The 16,931-nt window shown below is 48.7% G+C and carries 11 protein-coding genes; 10 read left to right on the top strand and 1 reads right to left on the bottom strand.

The window, feature by feature from the left end; all coding sequences use genetic code 11:
* Nucleotides 1-18: 18 nt before the first annotated feature.
* A complete protein-coding gene (locus MHI01_RS06255) occupies nt 19-2,550 on the top strand; it encodes a hypothetical protein (RefSeq protein ID WP_340982775.1) in 2,532 nt (843 codons plus the stop codon).
* A 35-nt stretch (nt 2,551-2,585) separates the two neighbouring features.
* The gene (bglB, locus tag MHI01_RS06250; RefSeq protein ID WP_101313873.1) at nt 2,586-3,656 is read left to right on the top strand and encodes a beta-galactosidase BglB; all 1,071 of its coding nucleotides are present in this window, start codon (nt 2,586-2,588) and stop codon (nt 3,654-3,656) included.
* A 59-nt stretch (nt 3,657-3,715) separates the two neighbouring features.
* Here bglB and MHI01_RS06245 read toward each other — a convergent pair whose 3' ends face one another.
* Nucleotides 3,716-5,998 (bottom strand): FAD-dependent oxidoreductase, encoded by a 2,283-nt coding sequence (locus tag MHI01_RS06245; protein WP_340982774.1) that lies wholly within the window; start codon nt 5,996-5,998, stop codon nt 3,716-3,718.
* 113 nt (nt 5,999-6,111) lie between these two features.
* On the opposite strand from MHI01_RS06245, the gene MHI01_RS06240 reads away from it, so the two are divergent.
* The 8 genes from MHI01_RS06240 (at nt 6,112) to MHI01_RS06205 (ending at nt 16,852) form a co-directional block, all read left to right on the top strand.
* A complete protein-coding gene (locus MHI01_RS06240) occupies nt 6,112-6,876 on the top strand; it encodes an AraC family transcriptional regulator (protein WP_340982773.1) in 765 nt (254 codons plus the stop codon).
* Nucleotides 6,877-7,238: 362 nt separating this feature from the next.
* Nucleotides 7,239-9,572 carry an endo-1,4-beta-xylanase gene (locus MHI01_RS06235; RefSeq protein ID WP_340982772.1) on the top strand — a complete coding sequence of 778 codons (2,334 nt, stop codon included), beginning with the start codon at nt 7,239-7,241 and terminating at the stop codon, nt 9,570-9,572.
* Nucleotides 9,573-9,770: 198 nt separating this feature from the next.
* Nucleotides 9,771-11,591 carry a cache domain-containing sensor histidine kinase gene (locus MHI01_RS06230; protein WP_340982771.1) on the top strand — a complete coding sequence of 607 codons (1,821 nt, stop codon included), beginning with the start codon at nt 9,771-9,773 and terminating at the stop codon, nt 11,589-11,591.
* Nucleotides 11,592-11,773: 182 nt separating this feature from the next.
* The gene (locus MHI01_RS06225; protein ID WP_282321739.1) at nt 11,774-12,625 is read left to right on the top strand and encodes a response regulator transcription factor; all 852 of its coding nucleotides are present in this window, start codon (nt 11,774-11,776) and stop codon (nt 12,623-12,625) included.
* Between the two features lie 168 nt (nt 12,626-12,793).
* The gene (locus MHI01_RS06220) at nt 12,794-14,110 is read left to right on the top strand and encodes an ABC transporter substrate-binding protein (RefSeq protein WP_047842606.1); all 1,317 of its coding nucleotides are present in this window, start codon (nt 12,794-12,796) and stop codon (nt 14,108-14,110) included.
* 208 nt (nt 14,111-14,318) lie between these two features.
* Nucleotides 14,319-15,200, top strand: coding sequence for a carbohydrate ABC transporter permease (locus MHI01_RS06215; RefSeq protein ID WP_036670532.1), 882 nt, complete (start codon nt 14,319-14,321; stop codon nt 15,198-15,200).
* Nucleotides 15,201-15,217: 17 nt separating this feature from the next.
* A complete protein-coding gene (locus MHI01_RS06210) occupies nt 15,218-16,114 on the top strand; it encodes a carbohydrate ABC transporter permease (RefSeq protein WP_373888064.1) in 897 nt (298 codons plus the stop codon).
* Nucleotides 16,115-16,303: 189 nt separating this feature from the next.
* Nucleotides 16,304-16,852 (top strand): glutathione peroxidase, encoded by a 549-nt coding sequence (locus tag MHI01_RS06205; RefSeq protein ID WP_047842608.1) that lies wholly within the window; start codon nt 16,304-16,306, stop codon nt 16,850-16,852.
* The last annotated feature ends 79 nt before the right edge of the window (nt 16,853-16,931 follow it).

Raw genomic sequence — 16,931 nt, 5'->3', positions numbered from 1 at the left:
GATACCACCCGGAGTGGGATGGATACCTTGAATTATAAACCTATGAAATTAGGTCACAATCAGGTCATTAATCATTGGATGATCAGCGGCATATATACAAAGCCTGTTGCCTTTGTTCCAACAACGATGGAGGGAGATATTAATGATTGGCTTATCGATGGTTTTGCCATTCATGAGAATCCATGCAGAAAGGAATTTGTAGAACATAGGAGAACGCAGCCTGTGAAGCGATTTTTTGATCAATGGAGCGAGTTTCCTAGCCCGGGAGACGACTTCGTTGGAGAAGAGAACGGAATGCCTTGGGCACTGTATTCTCCTTGGAATAATCCACGTGTGGAGCAATCAGGATTTTGGTTTGTACCGACACATCTGCGCAGTTACGCGGCGACAAGACTCATTTCTCCGACTGCTCATACCGCCTCTTTGCGGATTAAGACCTATGGCAGTCTGACGTTGTGGGTGAATGGGGAAATGGTAACGGATTTTGCGCCACTCATGCGTAACAAGGAGCAGGAAATCGTAATTAAAGCTGAACTTTTAGCTGGAATTAATGAGATCTATGCCTGCTGGGAGGATCTGGCTGAGCGGGATACCATGTATGCCTTTGCGTTGGAATATCTGGGAGACGAGGAATTGGTGATTTCCCTGCCTATTGCTCCTCATTTGGCTGAGTCTGTAAAATCCGCAGAGCAAGCCCTCGAACAGGCTTATTTTCCTTCGGATCTCTTCAGAGGTGAGCAGATTAAGCTCAAGCTGCCGCTTCCCTTGCCGGATATCGTTAGAGAGGTTGATATTCAGTATGGCAATTTTTTTGACGGTACCGAAAACAAGACGATACACATCGCCGAAAAGGAAACGGACTTGGTCCTGGCACATACGAATCAACTCGGTCATCATTACGTATATTTCACGCTGGCTATTTCAGTTTCAAATGTTGTACTAACCAAGAAGTTTGGCTGCCAATCCTATGATACGAGCTATGATGAGGCTGCTCAGCAAGCTGCGGATATTGAAGCTCGCAAATCCCTGGCTCTGCGATGCATTGCCGAGAAGGGCAGTTCCAATATTCATAAGGCCATCGCCATGCTCAAAACAGGAGGTAATCTGCAAGAAGCGGAGAACATTTTGCTTGAGGGTGTGGAAGGGATTGAGCAACGGAAGGATTGCAGTGACTTCTACCTGGTGGGACTGTTCCGTCTTTGGAGAGATGAGCGAAATAGCGGTCTGTTCAGTGAATCGTTCTGGGATCGGGTGAAAGCAAGTATTCTGGGCTATCGGTATTGGATTGATGAACCTGGCGATGATGTGATGTGGTTCTTCAGTGAGAACCATGCCTTGTTGTTCCATACCAATGAACTGTTAGCCGGACAGCTGTTTGGAGATGAAACGTTCAGCAACAGTGGTGAATCAGGTGAAGTACACCGTCAAAAAGCAGAGCAGAGGCTTGCATTATGGTTTGAGTGCTTTTTGGATGAAGGATTGGCAGAATGGAATTCAAGTGCATACATTCCAATTGATGCGGTTGGGCTATTGCATATCTATGAATTTGCCCATACTGAACAGCTCAGAGAGCAAGCCAAAAAGGCAATGGACTTGTTATTCTATTATATTACCGTTCAGATGCATCAAGGAGTCTTGTCCACAACGTTTGGGCGCAGCTATGAGAAGGAACTGCTGGGTGGTTATGCAGCGGGAACAACTTCAATGTGCTGGATCGCTTATGGCGTTGGCAATGTAAACAATTATTCAATAAGCAATGTTGCCTTGAGTTTATCGGATTACAGCCCTCCAGCAGCATATCAGGAGCATCTGTTGCTTGGGGACAATCAGCAGTTGGTGTTCGCTAATCAGCAGGGCAAGGGAGGTTACGCCAAGCTCTATCATTGTCGGACCAGGGAATACTCCTTATCCTCAATCATTCGCTTTCGTTCAGGCAAGCCAGGTTATCAGGAGCATGTCCAGCATTTATCTCTGTCACCTGAGGCGCTGATCTGGGTGAATCATCCGGCAGAAATATACAAGCATGGGGATGGTCGACCTTGCTTCTGGGCTGGGAATGGGATATTGCCCGATGTTGTTCAGCATGAGGGGATCGCTTTGATGATGTTTGATATTCCTGCGGACAACAACTCTGACTGGACACATGCTTATTTTCCTACTCACTCCTTCACGGAATGGGTAAGGCATGAGAACTGGCACTTTGCCCGTTTGGATAAGGGTTATGCAGCTATATATGCGGCCAACGGGACGAGTATGGAGAGCAGCGGGGTGACAAGAAAACGTGAGCTTATTTCACCTGGCTTGCGTAACGCCTGGATTATAAGAGCAGGAAGCGAACAGCAATTCGGGTCATTTGACGCTTTTATCAACCAAGTTCGTTCTGCAAGCCCGCAATTCGATAATCAAGCTTTAACTCTCACTCTAACAGACCCGGTATATGGTCCAATTCAATGGGGAATGAACAAGCCTTTTCTTATTAAAGAAGAGGAAATTATACATGAAGGTTATGGAGTGAAGGGACAACTGAAGTTACTGGACATGGAGCGCTGAATCATTTGCAAGAAACCAAGGGAGTGATAACCAACATGCCGAATCAAATGGTGCTGCAGGAGAGAATAAGCAAGGTATCCCAAGCGATGGAGTCTATGAAAAACACAAGTATCAATGAACAGTTTCCCATCGGACTAATCGACATACATCTATGGGAATGGCCGCAAGGTGTCGGTCTGTATGGCTTGCTTCAACTCCATGAGGCAACGAAAGATCCTAAAGTGCTGGAATTTCTCGAATCATGGTACAATGCAAGGCTGATGGAAGGGTTACCGGAAAAAAATGTGAACACCTGCGCTCCGCTCCTTACTTTGATCTCACTATGCGAGCTGACCGAAAACAGGGAGTACGAACAGGTCTGTGAGGAGTGGAGCAGTTGGATCATGGATGGACTGCTGCGAACCGGAGATGGTGCGTTTCAACATATGATTACGGGAGATGCCAATGATGGTCAAATTCTGATTGATACCCTGTTTATGACGGTGCTATTTTTGGCCAAGGCAGGGGTATACTTCAAGAAACCCGACATGGTGGAAGAAGCCAAACGACAGTTCCTTGTGCATATCAAATATCTATATAACAAGAAAACCGGATTGTTCTATCATGGCTGGGATTTCAATGAAAATCATAACTATGGTGCTGTTCATTGGGGAAGAGGCAATGCATGGTATACGGCGGGAGTTATGGATTTCCTGAATATCATTCCGATCGAAGACGGGTTAAAGGCCTATCTGTTGGATACAGCAACCGCTCAAGTCAGAGCACTGAGCAAGCTTCAAGGTGAGGATGGCATGTGGCACACTGTGCTGGATGATCCAACCTCTTACAAAGAAACCTCGGCAACGGCAGCGATTGGATACGGCATTCTTAAGGGAATTCGGTATGGATACCTGGATGAATCCTATCGCCAGAATGGCTTGAGTGCGCTTGAAGCGGTGTTGAAACAGATTGATGATAACGGCGTTGTACAGCAGGTGTCCTATGGTACACCTGTGGGGCAGGATGCTCAGTTTTATAAAGATATAGCGATCAGTCCGATGGGATATGGACAAGCACTTACGTTGTTTATCCTGATTGAGGGCTTGCGGGCTCCAACCGCCGAATAGAATCAGGCGGACTTGTACGGAGGATAGGGGATACAGTTTCCTGTATCCTCCTTTTTGTTTTAGTAAGCTCGAATCTCGATTAATTGGGCATATCTGCTGCCATTTGTGGCATCAATTATGATTCTCAGAGCCTGAGCTGACACAGGGACATCCAGAGAATGAATAACTTTTCTTTTGTGATTTTCTTGAACACTTGCGACTTGTGTCCATTCGCCAGCAGGAGTCAGTACCTCCACGTGATAATCACGCACCAGCTCAGGCATCACACGGAATGTTGTGTGATGGTGATGTAAATTAACCAGATCCTCGTTCACATCATCATTAAACGTCAAGTGCAACTCAGCCAAGGTTTGTGGCTCTTCCCATGTCAGTTGCACCCATTCAGGATTGCCAGACTGCATCGGCTGCGACATCCACTGTTGCGGCCCACCGTAAGGGCGATGATAACCGTTAATCGTGTTGTCCGCTGAATATGCCGAAGTCTCAGAGAGGGTACGACAGCAGAATGGCTGACGCGCCAACCCCTGCATGGACCATAATACGACAGGCTGATTCGTGGCATGATCCTCCAGATTTTTGGACACGTGGTTTTCTTCTGTTTTGAAGAAGATCAGCACTCCGCTGTGTGCTTCTGTCGAATGGTAGAGTGAGACGGCTTTATTGGAGCGGATGATTATAAAAGCATTCTGCGGTTCTTCCGGTCGCCATTCGAGCGGCAGCTTCACCCACTGCGCATTTCCTGTTGTAACGTTAACAGTCGCCGTAACTTGTAACGAATGCGGGACGTAGTTCTCCTTACGCCCCGTATCCCACAGCTCTACCGTCAGTGCGGTATCGCTGGATGCATCCAGCAGTAGCTCCAGGCCGCTGAGCACTGGATGCACAGGCAGCAACAGGGCGACATCTGTACCCAGCGGGTACGTCTCGCCAGGCTGCTCAAGGGCGATGCCCGTCAGCGTGCTGGAGGCTGTAACCTGGGCACGCCGGGCCAGATCCAGCTCATCGTGGCTGCGCACCCCGATGATGGAAGCGTCCTGCCGCAGCAACGTCTGCTGCAGGACCGCCAGATGCCTCGCGTGCAGCTCGCGCGGCGACACCCCCATGGACGCGCAGAGCGCCGCGCCCGTACCCGCGGCTTCGCCGATGACCGCGCATGTTGCCATGACGCGCGTTGTGCCGAAGGCGACATGTGATGCACTGATGTCGCGCCCGGCCATGAGCATATTCCGCACATTCGCGGAATACAGCGAGCGGAACGGCACGTGATATACGCCATCGGCATGCATATGCTTCGAGCCACTCGCTTCGGCGTACATGCCCTGCGGGGGATGCAGGTCAATGGACCAGCCGCCAAAAGCAACGGCATCCGGGAACTCCCGCTGGCTGATAATATCATTCTGGGTGAGCACATAGTCACCCGTGAAGCGACGGTACTCCCTTTTGCCAGGCAGAGAACCAATCCACTCCAGCGTCATATGATCTGCATCAAACTTGCCGGAGTTCTTGATATAGTCCCAGATCCCGTAGATCACGGACCACAGTTCATCACGGATCAGCTCATTGTCATGAACGGTGTCATGTTCACCGCCCCATTCAATCCACCAATAATGACAACCGGAATCCCCGCTGCGAATGACCCGGCGAATCGGAATGCTGGTCTGTGTAATATCCTTGGCAAAAGAAGGCGGGATATAACGGACAGGCGCACCAGCATCCTTGGTATAAAAGAGAAGTGTACTGCCCAGCGTGATCTGATCAGCCACCTCTGGTGCCCACTCTTCGCCATACTCGCTGCGGGCTTCCCGGCCGAGTGCAAACTTGGCTCCAGCCAGAAAGCCTACCAATCCATCACCCGTACAGTCCAGATAGATCTGACTTTCGAATCGGATTTTGCGCTCAGAACCCATCATCCAGCCAGTGACAGAGGTGATCTTTCGTTCATCCCCATCGCCAGTAGCCTCGACTTCATGTACATCCGTGTTCAGGTACAGGCTGATGTTGGATTCAGCTCGAACGGCTTCCAGAATGATCAAGTCCCAGAGATAAGGATTGCCCTCTGGATTACGATACTGATTCTCTACAAATAGTTCCCCCATAATACCCGTTTCCCGGGCATAACGGTTAATCCCGTGGGCGGTGGCACCGCACACCCAGACCCGAACCTCGCTGCTGGAATTGCCGCCAAGCACGGGGCGGTTCTGCACCAGCGCCACCTGCTGCCCCATGCGGGCAGCGGCTATCGCTGCGCATACACCAGCAAGTCCTCCGCCGATGACGGTGATGTCGTTTTGTACATGCTCTTGTTTCATATCTGTGACCTCCTTAACTGAAGTTAGATCCACCTTCACTCCAACTACATATCTATAATTTCATCTTAGATTTATATATTCACTTTTTAAATGCACTATACTATCATCAAACATATACTTTATTTCACAGAAAGGGTGGTCAAGTCATGGAGCTGCTTAACCACATCTACTGGAAGCAAAAAGGGGAATTTGCTCTTACGGAAGATATCTATACGACTTGGGTGGCTTTTGCCGTCGAAGAGGGAATATTCCATTATGAGATTGGGGGTCAGATCGGAGAAGCGAGTTTTGGCGATCTGGTGCTGTGCCCCCCGGCGGTTCCTTTTCGGCGGATAGTCATTACCCCGCTGACATTTCACTATTTACAGTTTAGCAGTAGCTTGGAGGAGGAGGAGTTTCTGCCACCAGCCGGAAAATCGCTGATTAATGACATGAAGCGGTTAGCCTCGACGTACGCTTATTTACGTCAGGACAGTGAGGAGAATAAGGGGGAAGTTGCCCGTTGGAAGACACATTTTATGATGGATTTGTGGCAGTTGTATCAGGTGGAACGCAGACAGAATCGCTTAAAGGAGCGGAGATTTACCGAAGACGCACGAATGGCTGAAGCGGCAGCGCTGCTGGAGGAGCGGGCGGAAGAGGAGATCAGCCTTCAGGAATTGGCACAGCGACTGGCCTTGAGTCCGGTGCAGTTGACAAGGCGTTTCCGGGAAGCTTTTCAGGAGACGCCATCAGGCTATCTCAAACGGGTCCGTCTGAAAAAAGCGCAGAACCTCTTGGCTGACAGCAGCCTGACCCTTAACCAAATTGCCGAGCGATGCGGATATGAGAACGGTTTTTATCTAAGTAGAGTGTTCTCCAAAACGTTGGGCATAAGTCCATCTGAGTATCGCAGGAGACACAGGGTGTAGGCTGAAAGAAGTAAGCAGAAAGCTTTGAAGACTACTTTAAAGACAACTTTTGAAGCCAGCGGAGCACCAGGTATACACCTTCGTTATGGGTTGTCAGATTATGGAGGAGCTAGTGTGAATGAGTGCAGAAGCAACGGATATTGCATTTCTAACCGAAATTAGAGGGGGAAGTACATTTCAGTTGTAGATCATAGACAATTTATACTATAATTTACCATATGGAGTCCTTATCCGAACGTATGCCCCCCGTATCCGTTTGAATGAGGACTCTGATTTTATAACTAAAACCAAGGAGGTGGATATGGCCTTAGCCTTTGGAATAAGGAATTCATCCTAATATTCGATAAAGGAGAATGGAAGCGATGAGAAAAATGATATTTTTGAAAGCGCTTAAATTTGTTTTGATGATAACGTTGTTAGTTCCTTTGTATTGGGCGGCTCCATCTGTCCATGCGGCAGAAGGGGAAAACACCCTGATTCTGAGTCATGATTTTGAAGATGGCACGGTCCAGAGCTGGAGCGGACGCGGTGAAGTAGAAACGCTTCATGCAAGCGCCGTTGCAGCGCGTACCGGAGATTATGGACTGGAAGTGAGCGGGCGTGCTATGACATGGCATGGGCCAGCGTTGGATGTGACAGAACTTTTGGAGGTGGGACAGACGTATGTGTTCACTGGCTGGGTGAAGCTTCCGGCGGGAGAGTCCAGCACAAACCTTAATATGTCTTTACAGCGTACCCTGCCAGATACAACACATTATGAAAATTTAACATTCGGTACCGCATCCGCAGGCGGATGGACCAAGCTTACTGCACAGTTTAAAATGCTGGAACCAGCGAATCAGTTATCGGTTTATTTTGAAGTGCCAGACCGTGCCACAGCTTCTTTTTATATGGATGATTTCCGATTGGAGAAGCTGCCAGATCTCGGACCCATTGTGATCGAAGAAGACATTCCTTCCCTACAGGATGCTTTTGCGGGCAAGTTTCGAATTGGGACGGCCTTCACGAACAATGAACTGCTGACCGAACCGGACAAGCAGCTGCTTATGAAGCATTTTGATAGTCTGACACCAGGCAATGTTCTGAAATGGGACAGTACCGAGCCGCAAGAGGGTATGTATAATTTCAGCGGGGCGGATGCCGCAGTCGCTTTTGCAGCAGCGAACGGACAAGAGATACGCGGGCATACCCTCGTTTGGCATACACAAACTCCGGATTGGGTATTCCACGATGCCAACGGCAATCTGGTGAGCAAAACGATGCTGTATGAACGGATGCAGCAGCATATTGAGACGGTAATGGAGCGTTATCAAGGCCAGATCTACGCTTGGGACGTTGTGAATGAAGTCATTGATGCCTCCGAGCCAGATGGCCTGCGGCGCAGTCTGTGGTACCAGATTGCCGGGGAAGAATATATTGAGAAGGCATTTGAATTCGCCCATGCAGCCGACCCGGATGCCAAGTTGTTTATTAATGACTACAATACCCATGAGCCGGCCAAAAGCCAGGCCCTCTACAATCTGATCACTCGCCTTCAAGCCAAGGGTGTGCCTATTGACGGAGTCGGCCATCAAACACACATCAGCCTCTTTTATCCAACCCTTTCGGAAATTGAGAGTTCCATTGTCAAATTTAAGGCGCTGGGTCTCGAAACACATATTACCGAGCTTGATGTAAGTATATATTCCAATGATTCGCAATCTTATGATATCTTCCCGGAAGAACTGAAGACACAGCAGGCGGCGCTGTACAAGTCCCTGTTCCAGATCTTCCTGAGGCATACGGATACAGTCAAAAATGTTACCTTGTGGGGCAAGGATGATGCCAATACCTGGCTACGAACCTTCCCGGTCGCCCGCAACAACTGGCCGCTGCTTTTCGACGAGCGACTCCAGTCCAAGCCAGCCTATTGGTCCGTATTAGAGACGGTCCAGGTCGAGGCAGTACCTGCCGCTCCGCAGAATCTGACCGCCACTGCGGTTAGCGACAACAGCATCAATCTAAGCTGGAGTGCATCTGCAAGTGCGACCTCCTATACGGTAAACAGGTCGCTGACAGCAGCCGGACCGTATACATCTGTGGCCGCTGTATCGGGAACAAGCTATAAGGATATGGCGGTATCTGCTGGAACCACCTACTACTATGTGGTGAATGCGGTTAACAGCGTTGGGAAGAGTGTGAACTCCGTTCAAGCTTCCGCAAAGGTCCAGGGTGGAGGGCTGCCAGAGCCTGCTAGCAATCTGACTCTAGTCTATCGTGCAGGGGATACAAATCTGCTCGATAACCAAATGAAACCGCAGTTTGTCATTCACAACAACGGTACCTCCACAGTTAGCCTGAATGAACTGACAATTCGTTACTGGTATACAGTGGACGGGGAGAAACAACAATCCTTTTTCTGTGATTATGCACAGCTTGGAGGCAGTCAGATCAGCGGCAGCATAGTGAAACTGCCTGCACCTGTTCCTGGAGCGGACCATTATCTGGAACTGAAGTTCGGTACCGGAGCAGGCGTGATCCCGGTCGGAGGAACCTCTGGGGAGATACATACCCGGTTGCACAAAGCAGACTGGTCCAATTACAGCGAGGGGGATGATTATTCCTTTAACCCGCTGCAGACCTCTTTTGCCGATTGGACCAAGGTAACTCTTTACCGGAACGGCGAGCTTGTCTGGGGAGTGGAGCCTGTATCCTAATTTGCTAAGTCGTTATATCTAGCCTAGCCGGAGATCCCAGATCTCCGGTTTTTTTAATGCAATAGAACAAATCTGTGTATCTCTATCCCTTCCCTGGCAACTGGTATCACATATCCATGCGAATGAGCCCGGCCCCGGCCGAAGCGGGGGAACTGATGGTATAATGATCTCAATAATTGCAGGAGGAGCGCTGAGGGGATGACAAAGCCCGACTGGAAGACCTTTTTGCCGCATAAGCTCAGGTATCGGCTGTTTGGTGCGTTTGTGGTGTTGATTCTGCTGCCATTCAGCGTACTTAATGTCTACAACTATGGACAGATCGAATCTCTGGTTGAGCAAAAAATCAGCGAACAGAGCCACGAGCAACTGGTGCAGATGTATGGTTCTCTGGAGGACCAGATGAGTATTGCATTCAAAACCCTGATTTTTCTGGAACAGGATTCAGCCGTAAGAAACGTCCTGACTTCTCCAGACAATCGTTCTCCGCTTGAGAATAAGTCGTTGGTGGAAGAGAAGTTCAAGATGATCAACAACAGCTTTTTTCTATATAATCCTTCCGTGTACTTCACGCTGTTAGATTTTCATGATAACGTTTACACTTCGTATTTGCCCAAAAAAGCTCTGGCCTATGGCCCTTATCGGGAACAATTTCGCAAGCATCTTGGAGAAATGACCTTTATCAAGGGCAACACTGATTCAAACTCGTTTCCATCAGAAGAGTTGCTCTACCGCTGGGATGCCCGGGATACCAACCATGTCCTGCGGGAGTTATCCTCCAGCCCGTATCTCTTGTCCCTCTATGCGTATATGAAGGACAGTGGCGGCAAAAGGTACGGAATGGCACGGATCAGCATCGATTATTCGTATTGGTTTCAGTCTATGCTGAAGGATTCGCAGAGCAATCAGGAGTATTTCCTGATTACTGGCAATGGGGAAACGATTGCCCGCTCGTCCGAAAAAGCGGTACTTTCCCCAGACGTGACCCGGGAAATTGCACTTCATCCGGCAGAGGCCTATCTGACGGATAATGATTCAGATACGCTGATTAACTACGTATACATCGAGTCACTGGACTGGTACATGGTAAATCGTATTCCACTAGCTGTGTTGTTTACGGAGATATCGGGGCTTAAGCAGCGCTATTTTTTAACGTTTTTTGGCTTCACAGCAGCATTTGTGCTCATGGCCTTTATGATCTCGGCGACGTTCACTCGGCCTTTATCACATCTGCAGAACCAGATGAAGGAGGTTGTACGCAAAAACCTCAAGGTCCGTATCCCTGAAGGCCGCAGCCGCGGAGAAGTGCTGGAACTGACCCGTACGTTCAATACGATGCTGGATGATGCCAATCAGATGATCAACAGACTCAAGGCGGAGGAACGCCAGAAGGAAGCGGTACATTTTCATATGCTCCTGGCCCAGATGAATCCGCACTTTCTCCTGAATACATTGAATACAATGAAATGGAGTGCGATCCGCAGCGGGAATGAAGAGATCTCCGAGATGTGTGTTTCCTTGGGCAAATTACTGGAGGTCAGCCTGAATTCACAGGTCGAATTGGTATACCTGAAGGACGAGATTGAGTTGGTTCAAGCCTACCTTCATATCCAGCGGATTCGTTACCGTGATAGCTTTGAGGTGACTTGTGAATTTGAAGAAAAACTTGAGTATGCGCTCGTGCCCAAGCTGAGCTTGCAGCCACTGGTGGAGAATGCCATTCACCACGGTGTCGGGCCACTGGAGCAGCTTGGTCAGATCCGCATCGGAATTTACAGGCAAGACACAGGAAAGCTGATGCTGGAGGTGGCAGACAACGGAATTGGAATGGAGGAATCCCGGCGTCAGCAGATGACCCGCACACGTCCGGGAATTGGTCTGTCTAACCTTAAGGAACGATTGCGATTATTGTTCAAAGGCCAAAGTGAACTTGAAGTGATTGATACCAAGCCGGGGACATTAGTGAGGTTCAGCATTCCTTTTTTATTGTCGACGCCTTACTTACAGAAGCGATCAGACTAGGGCGTGTCTGAAAACTCCGAAGGAAGCAGATTTTGCTGAATTTTCGTTCCGAGCAAGGAAGTTTTCCGCAGGCGTGCCGAGGCACGTCAAGGGAAAGTGACGAAGCATGGGGCGAAAAGGCGGTAAAAGATGCACTTCGCGAGTTTTGAGAAACGCCCTACGACTGGAGAGGGGAATCTGGCATGTGGAAAGTATTACTTGTAGAGGATGAGGTATTCGTACGAGAGTCGGTGAGAGAGATTATTTCCTGGGAAGAGCTGGGCTTCACGGTCATCGGGGAATCCGGTAATGGGACCGAAGCGCTGGCGATGATTATACAGGATACACCGGATCTGGTACTGACCGATATTGTCATGCCAGGTATGGATGGTCTGGAATTACTCAAACAGACCCGTCAGGCCGGGTTAAAAACCAAATTTGTCATGCTCACCTGTATGGGGGAGTTCGAATATGTACGCCGTGCAATGGAATACGGGGCTTCCAATTATATTTTGAAACTGTCCATGAGTGTGAATTCACTGCGTGATACACTCCGTAAAGTAAGTGCAGAACTGGGAGCTTCGACTGAAGCCCGGACAGAGACAGATCATCATCAAGTGCCACCTTCCACACCGGTTCTCACATCAACGCCTGTTTCGCCTGATTCTCTTACGGTCTCTTCTGCGCCCCAGTCTGATACGGATCTTCCATTTACACCTGTTCGTGAGCCGATTGTGAAACATCCGGAGATTAGCAAAATAATTCAGTATATCGGGCAGCATTACGACCAGGACATTACCGTCAAATCCATGTCACGATATGTGATGATGGGCGAGAATTATGTGAGTGCTCTGTTCAAAAAGAAAACCGGCCATACCCTGATTCATTACTTGCATGGGGTACGGATGGAGAAAGCGGCTGAATACTTGCGCGAGACGGACCTTCCTGTACAGGAGATTGGTCACCGGGTAGGGTTCGGAAGTGATAATTATTTCATTAAAATATTCAAGCGTTGGACCGGTTGCACGCCCAGCCAGTATCGCCATCGTTCGTGACTCACAGGATGAGTAGAAGGAATATGTGTACCGAGTGCTCAGGCAAGCACAAGTAAATCCGTATTTTTGTTCAATCCGAATCATGGATATGTATCTTATGAACCCAGCAAGGTCCCTGCTACGATGTAACGGAAGGTACACTTAAATTCAGGGAGGTCATGTGACCAGATGAGAATCAAAAAAGGATTAACGGGATTAATCGTAGGTGCGCTGATGCTGGGCTTGCTTGCCGGCTGTGTAGGTAAAAATGAGACGAACGGTGGAGATAACGGAGGTGGAGCGGCAGGGGGAAAAGTGAAGCTCACCATGTGGGGCGCGGTGCCGCCCGAGAATGGTCCACAGGAAGTGGTGGATACCTGGAATGCGGAGCATCCTGATATTCAGGTGGAATATGTTCGGTTTGTGAATGATGATGATGGCAATCTGAAGCTGGATACAGCGCTGTCCACCGGGCAGAACGTTGATCTGTATGTCAACTATACCCTCACAAATCTGGATAAACGCATCAAGGGTGGGACAGCACTGGATCTGGGCGAGTTCACCGATTACAACATTGATGAGAAAATGGGTGAAGATGCGGCTTCCTGGAAAGTGGACGGCAAATATTACGGGATGCCAACCAAGAAAAACGCTGCCTTTTTCGCTTTAAATATGAAAGCGCTTGATCAAGCGGGACTGAGCGTACCAACAGCCTGGACTTGGGATGAAGCCCGTGAATATGCACTCAAACTGAAGACAGCTGGCTTCAAGTACGGATTGGTGCAACATACCGCTTCCTATGTAGACCCGCTCGATTCCGTTCTGGTGAAGAACGGTTATGTTAAGGCAGACGGCACTTCCAACCTAGATGATCCGCTCGTCACTAAATGGCTGGAGACTTTGAACGGAATGATGAAGGAGGATGCAACCACCCCTCCGCTCGGAGAGCAGCTGACTTCCAAAATGCCGGTGGAGAACATGTTCCTTGGCGGTGAGTCTGCCATGATTAATATCGGCGAATGGCTGATCCGCACATCAAACAATATGACCGAGTTCCCTCGGGATTGGAAAATTGCCTTTGCCCCTGTACCGAGACTGGCTGCACAAGAAGCAGATATGGTGAAGAGTGGAGGACTTGGTGACTTTATTGCGATTAATTCCAAGTCGAAAAATAAAGAAGCCGCATGGGAGTTCCTGAAATGGTACGCCGATGGGGGAATGATGCCGATGGCTGCGGGTGGACGTTTGCCTTCCTCCAATGCGGTTGATCAACAGACTGCGATCGATCATCTGCTTGGCGATTATGCCGATTCTTATGATAAAGAGTCTCTGGAATTTGTGTTGTACGGTGACGAGACACCTACGTTTGTCCGCAGCATTGCGCAGGAAGTGGTCGATCTGCGTGCACAGGAGTATGAAAAGTTCTTCCTCGGTAACCAGACTGCCGAAGTAACGGTACAGAACATGGTCAAACGCCATAATGACTGGCTGAAGCAGAATCAATAGGTTGCAAAAGCAATGAGTCCAAAGGCCGTCCCAATGGGGCGGTTTTTTCTATATAAGCAATAGAACAATTCCATGTTGTTTTCCTCCCGAAAGGCACTGCCGAAATACATATATCTGTGATATCAGGTACAGGGTTATGTTCCTTAAATGTTAGAGGACATCTTGTTATGCTTAATTCCAGAACAGATGTTAAGGAGTGGGGGAGCATATGCATAAATCCTGGATGAAACGGCAGAGCAGACTCGGGTATCTGTTTATTGGGCCCAATATGATTGGCGTGCTGTTGTTTTTTATTATACCGGCTGTCTATTCGTTCTATCTCATGTTCACTGATTACAAATTCATGAGCCCGGAGACGAATTTCGTCGGGCTGGACAATATCCGCCGGATGTTGAATGATGATCTGTTTGGCGTGGCGCTGCGAAATACATTTGTATTTCTGTTAGCGGTTCCGGTATCGATGGGGTTGGCATTTATCGTGGCGGTGGCGCTGAACAAGTCGGTGTATTGGCAAAAAACGCTTCGTGCCCTCTATTTCATGCCCTATATCACTAGCGGCGTTGCCATCGCCTTTGTCTGGATGCTTCTGTTCCAGCCAACGTCGGGACCGATTAATGGTTTCTTGCGCGGAATCGGTATTACGAACCCTCCCGGCTGGTTATCAACAACCGAATGGTCCATGTATGCGATTGATATCATCTGGATTTGGTTCATGCTGGGTTACAACATGATTATTTATCTGGCCGCTTTGCAGGAAATTCCGGAGGAATTGGTTGAGGCTGCACGGATAGATGGAGCCCGTCCTTGGCAGACGATACGCCAAGTGATCTGGCCGCTTGTGAGTCCAACGACCTTTTTGCTGCTGATTACGGGGCTGATTATGACGATCAAAAACTTTGGTATCATTCAAGCGATTACCCAGGGTGGGCCGGGGAACAGCACAACCGTCCTGTCACTTTTTATCTACCAGAATGCCTTCCGATATTACGAGATGGGATACGCTGCCGCCATAAGCTGGGCACTCTTTGCCATCATCATGATATTCACTGTTTTGCAGTGGCTCGGTCAGAAACGTTGGGTTCACTATTAAGGAGGGGAGGGATCGTTATGGAGAAACAAATTGCCGCGAATGCGAAGCCCACAGCTCCACATTCACCTAAAGTTAAAGTCCGCATGGAGTCCTTGAGCCAGATTCGAAAAATCATACTGACACTTCTGATGTCCGGGTTTGCCCTGCTGATGGTTATGCCGTTCATCTGGATGATCAGCACGTCGTTCAAATCTCCTGCGGACGTATTCACCTATCCCATCCAGTGGATACCCTCCAGCCTGAACTGGGAGCATCACATTAAGGTCTGGAGCGGAGCGGATACCTTTGCGACGTATTATCTGAACTCGTTGAAAATATCGCTAATTAGTACGGTCGGAGCTGTATTTCTCTCGGCTTTTGCAGCCTACGGCTTCGCACGTATTCAATTCAAAGGCCGGGAGACACTGTTTCTGATCTATCTCTCGATGATGATGGTGCCTCCGCAGGTACTCTTTGTACCGAAGTTCCTGATGTTTGAATGGGTCGGCATATATAATACGCATTGGGCATTGATCCTGCCCGGAATGTTCACGATCTTTGGGGTGTTTATGCTACGGCAATTCTTCCTGTCCGTGCCTTCAGAGATCTCGGAAGCGGCGTTCATCGACGGTGCCGGTCACCTGCGCATATTCTTCAGGCTGATTCTGCCCTTGGCGAAGCCAGCGCTGGCTACACTGGCCATTATTGATTTCTCTTGGCACTGGAATGACTATGAGAATGCGCTTGTGTTCCTGATCGACAAAGACTTGTACACCGTTCCGCTCGGACTGCAGAACTTTATTCTGGAGAATAATGTGGATTACAACGGCATGATGGCCGCTGCCACGGCAGGCATTATTCCGATGATCATCGTTTTCCTCGTGGGTCAGCATTATATCATTCAGGGCGTGGCCGGAAGTGCCGTGAAGGGCTGAAGCTGCTGTCACTGTGATCCCATATAATAACCCTTTTGCTGAACGAAGAGATTTTCGCGGCAGAAGGGTTTTCTGTTGAAAGGGAGAGTAACTTATCTTGCGCGATACAATAGTTCAAACTTCGTATATAATTAACAATGACATATGATGCTGTATGACTACATAACTATCGCGAGGTGCACTAGACTTATGCCAACCATCTACGACTTTACCGTAACCAGAACCAGTGGAGAGCGTTTCCCACTCTATCAATATGAAGGAAAACCTGTGCTCATCGTAAACACGGCAAGTAAATGTAAATATACGCACCAGTTTGATGACATGCAGAAGCTGTATGACCAGTACAAGGATCAAGGACTTCAGATTATTGGTTTCCCGTGTAACCAGTTTGCAGAGCAAGAGCCTGGAAGCAGTTCGGAAGCGGAGTCCTTTTGCCAGATTAACTATGGTGTGAAATTTCCGATGTTCTCCAAACTGGATGTGAATGGAGAAGCGGCGCACCCGCTCTACGACTTTTTGAAAAGATCAGGGCCTTTTGCTGGCTTTGATGAAACAGATATACAGGCCAAATTATTGAAATTAATGGTGGCTGAGAAGGCACCGGAATGGTTACACGGCGATGCAATCAAATGGAATTTCACAAAATTCCTGATTGATGCAGAGGGTCGTGTGGTCAAACGCTTCGAACCTATCGACTCCATCGACGAGATTCAAGAAAGTATTAAACAGATTCTATAATTTCACTTTCATATATCCTACAGGGGCATGACACAAATCGTTTCCCTCTTCCGAACAGGAGGTGCATGAATGTGCCGAG

Source organism: Paenibacillus sp. FSL M7-0656, assembly GCF_038003225.1.
Classification (GTDB): Bacteria; Bacillota; Bacilli; order Paenibacillales; family Paenibacillaceae; genus Paenibacillus; species Paenibacillus amylolyticus.
The sequence above is the reverse complement of the archived record's forward strand: the minus strand, read 5'-3'. Positions and strand labels throughout refer to the sequence as shown.

Bases quoted from the DNA above. Each gene is read 5' to 3' on its own strand.
- MHI01_RS06255 (WP_340982775.1), top strand. From the start codon at position 19: ATGGATACCTTGAATTATAAACCTATGAAATTAGGTCACAATCAGGTC.
- bglB (WP_101313873.1), top strand. From the start codon at position 2,586: ATGCCGAATCAAATGGTGCTGCAGGAGAGAATAAGCAAGGTATCCCAA.
- MHI01_RS06240 (WP_340982773.1), top strand. From the start codon at position 6,112: ATGGAGCTGCTTAACCACATCTACTGGAAGCAAAAAGGGGAATTTGCT.
- MHI01_RS06235 (WP_340982772.1), top strand. From the start codon at position 7,239: ATGAGAAAAATGATATTTTTGAAAGCGCTTAAATTTGTTTTGATGATA.
- MHI01_RS06230 (WP_340982771.1), top strand. From the start codon at position 9,771: ATGACAAAGCCCGACTGGAAGACCTTTTTGCCGCATAAGCTCAGGTAT.
- MHI01_RS06225 (WP_282321739.1), top strand. From the start codon at position 11,774: ATGTGGAAAGTATTACTTGTAGAGGATGAGGTATTCGTACGAGAGTCG.
- MHI01_RS06220 (WP_047842606.1), top strand. From the start codon at position 12,794: ATGAGAATCAAAAAAGGATTAACGGGATTAATCGTAGGTGCGCTGATG.
- MHI01_RS06215 (WP_036670532.1), top strand. From the start codon at position 14,319: ATGCATAAATCCTGGATGAAACGGCAGAGCAGACTCGGGTATCTGTTT.
- MHI01_RS06210 (WP_373888064.1), top strand. From the start codon at position 15,218: ATGGAGAAACAAATTGCCGCGAATGCGAAGCCCACAGCTCCACATTCA.
- MHI01_RS06205 (WP_047842608.1), top strand. From the start codon at position 16,304: ATGCCAACCATCTACGACTTTACCGTAACCAGAACCAGTGGAGAGCGT.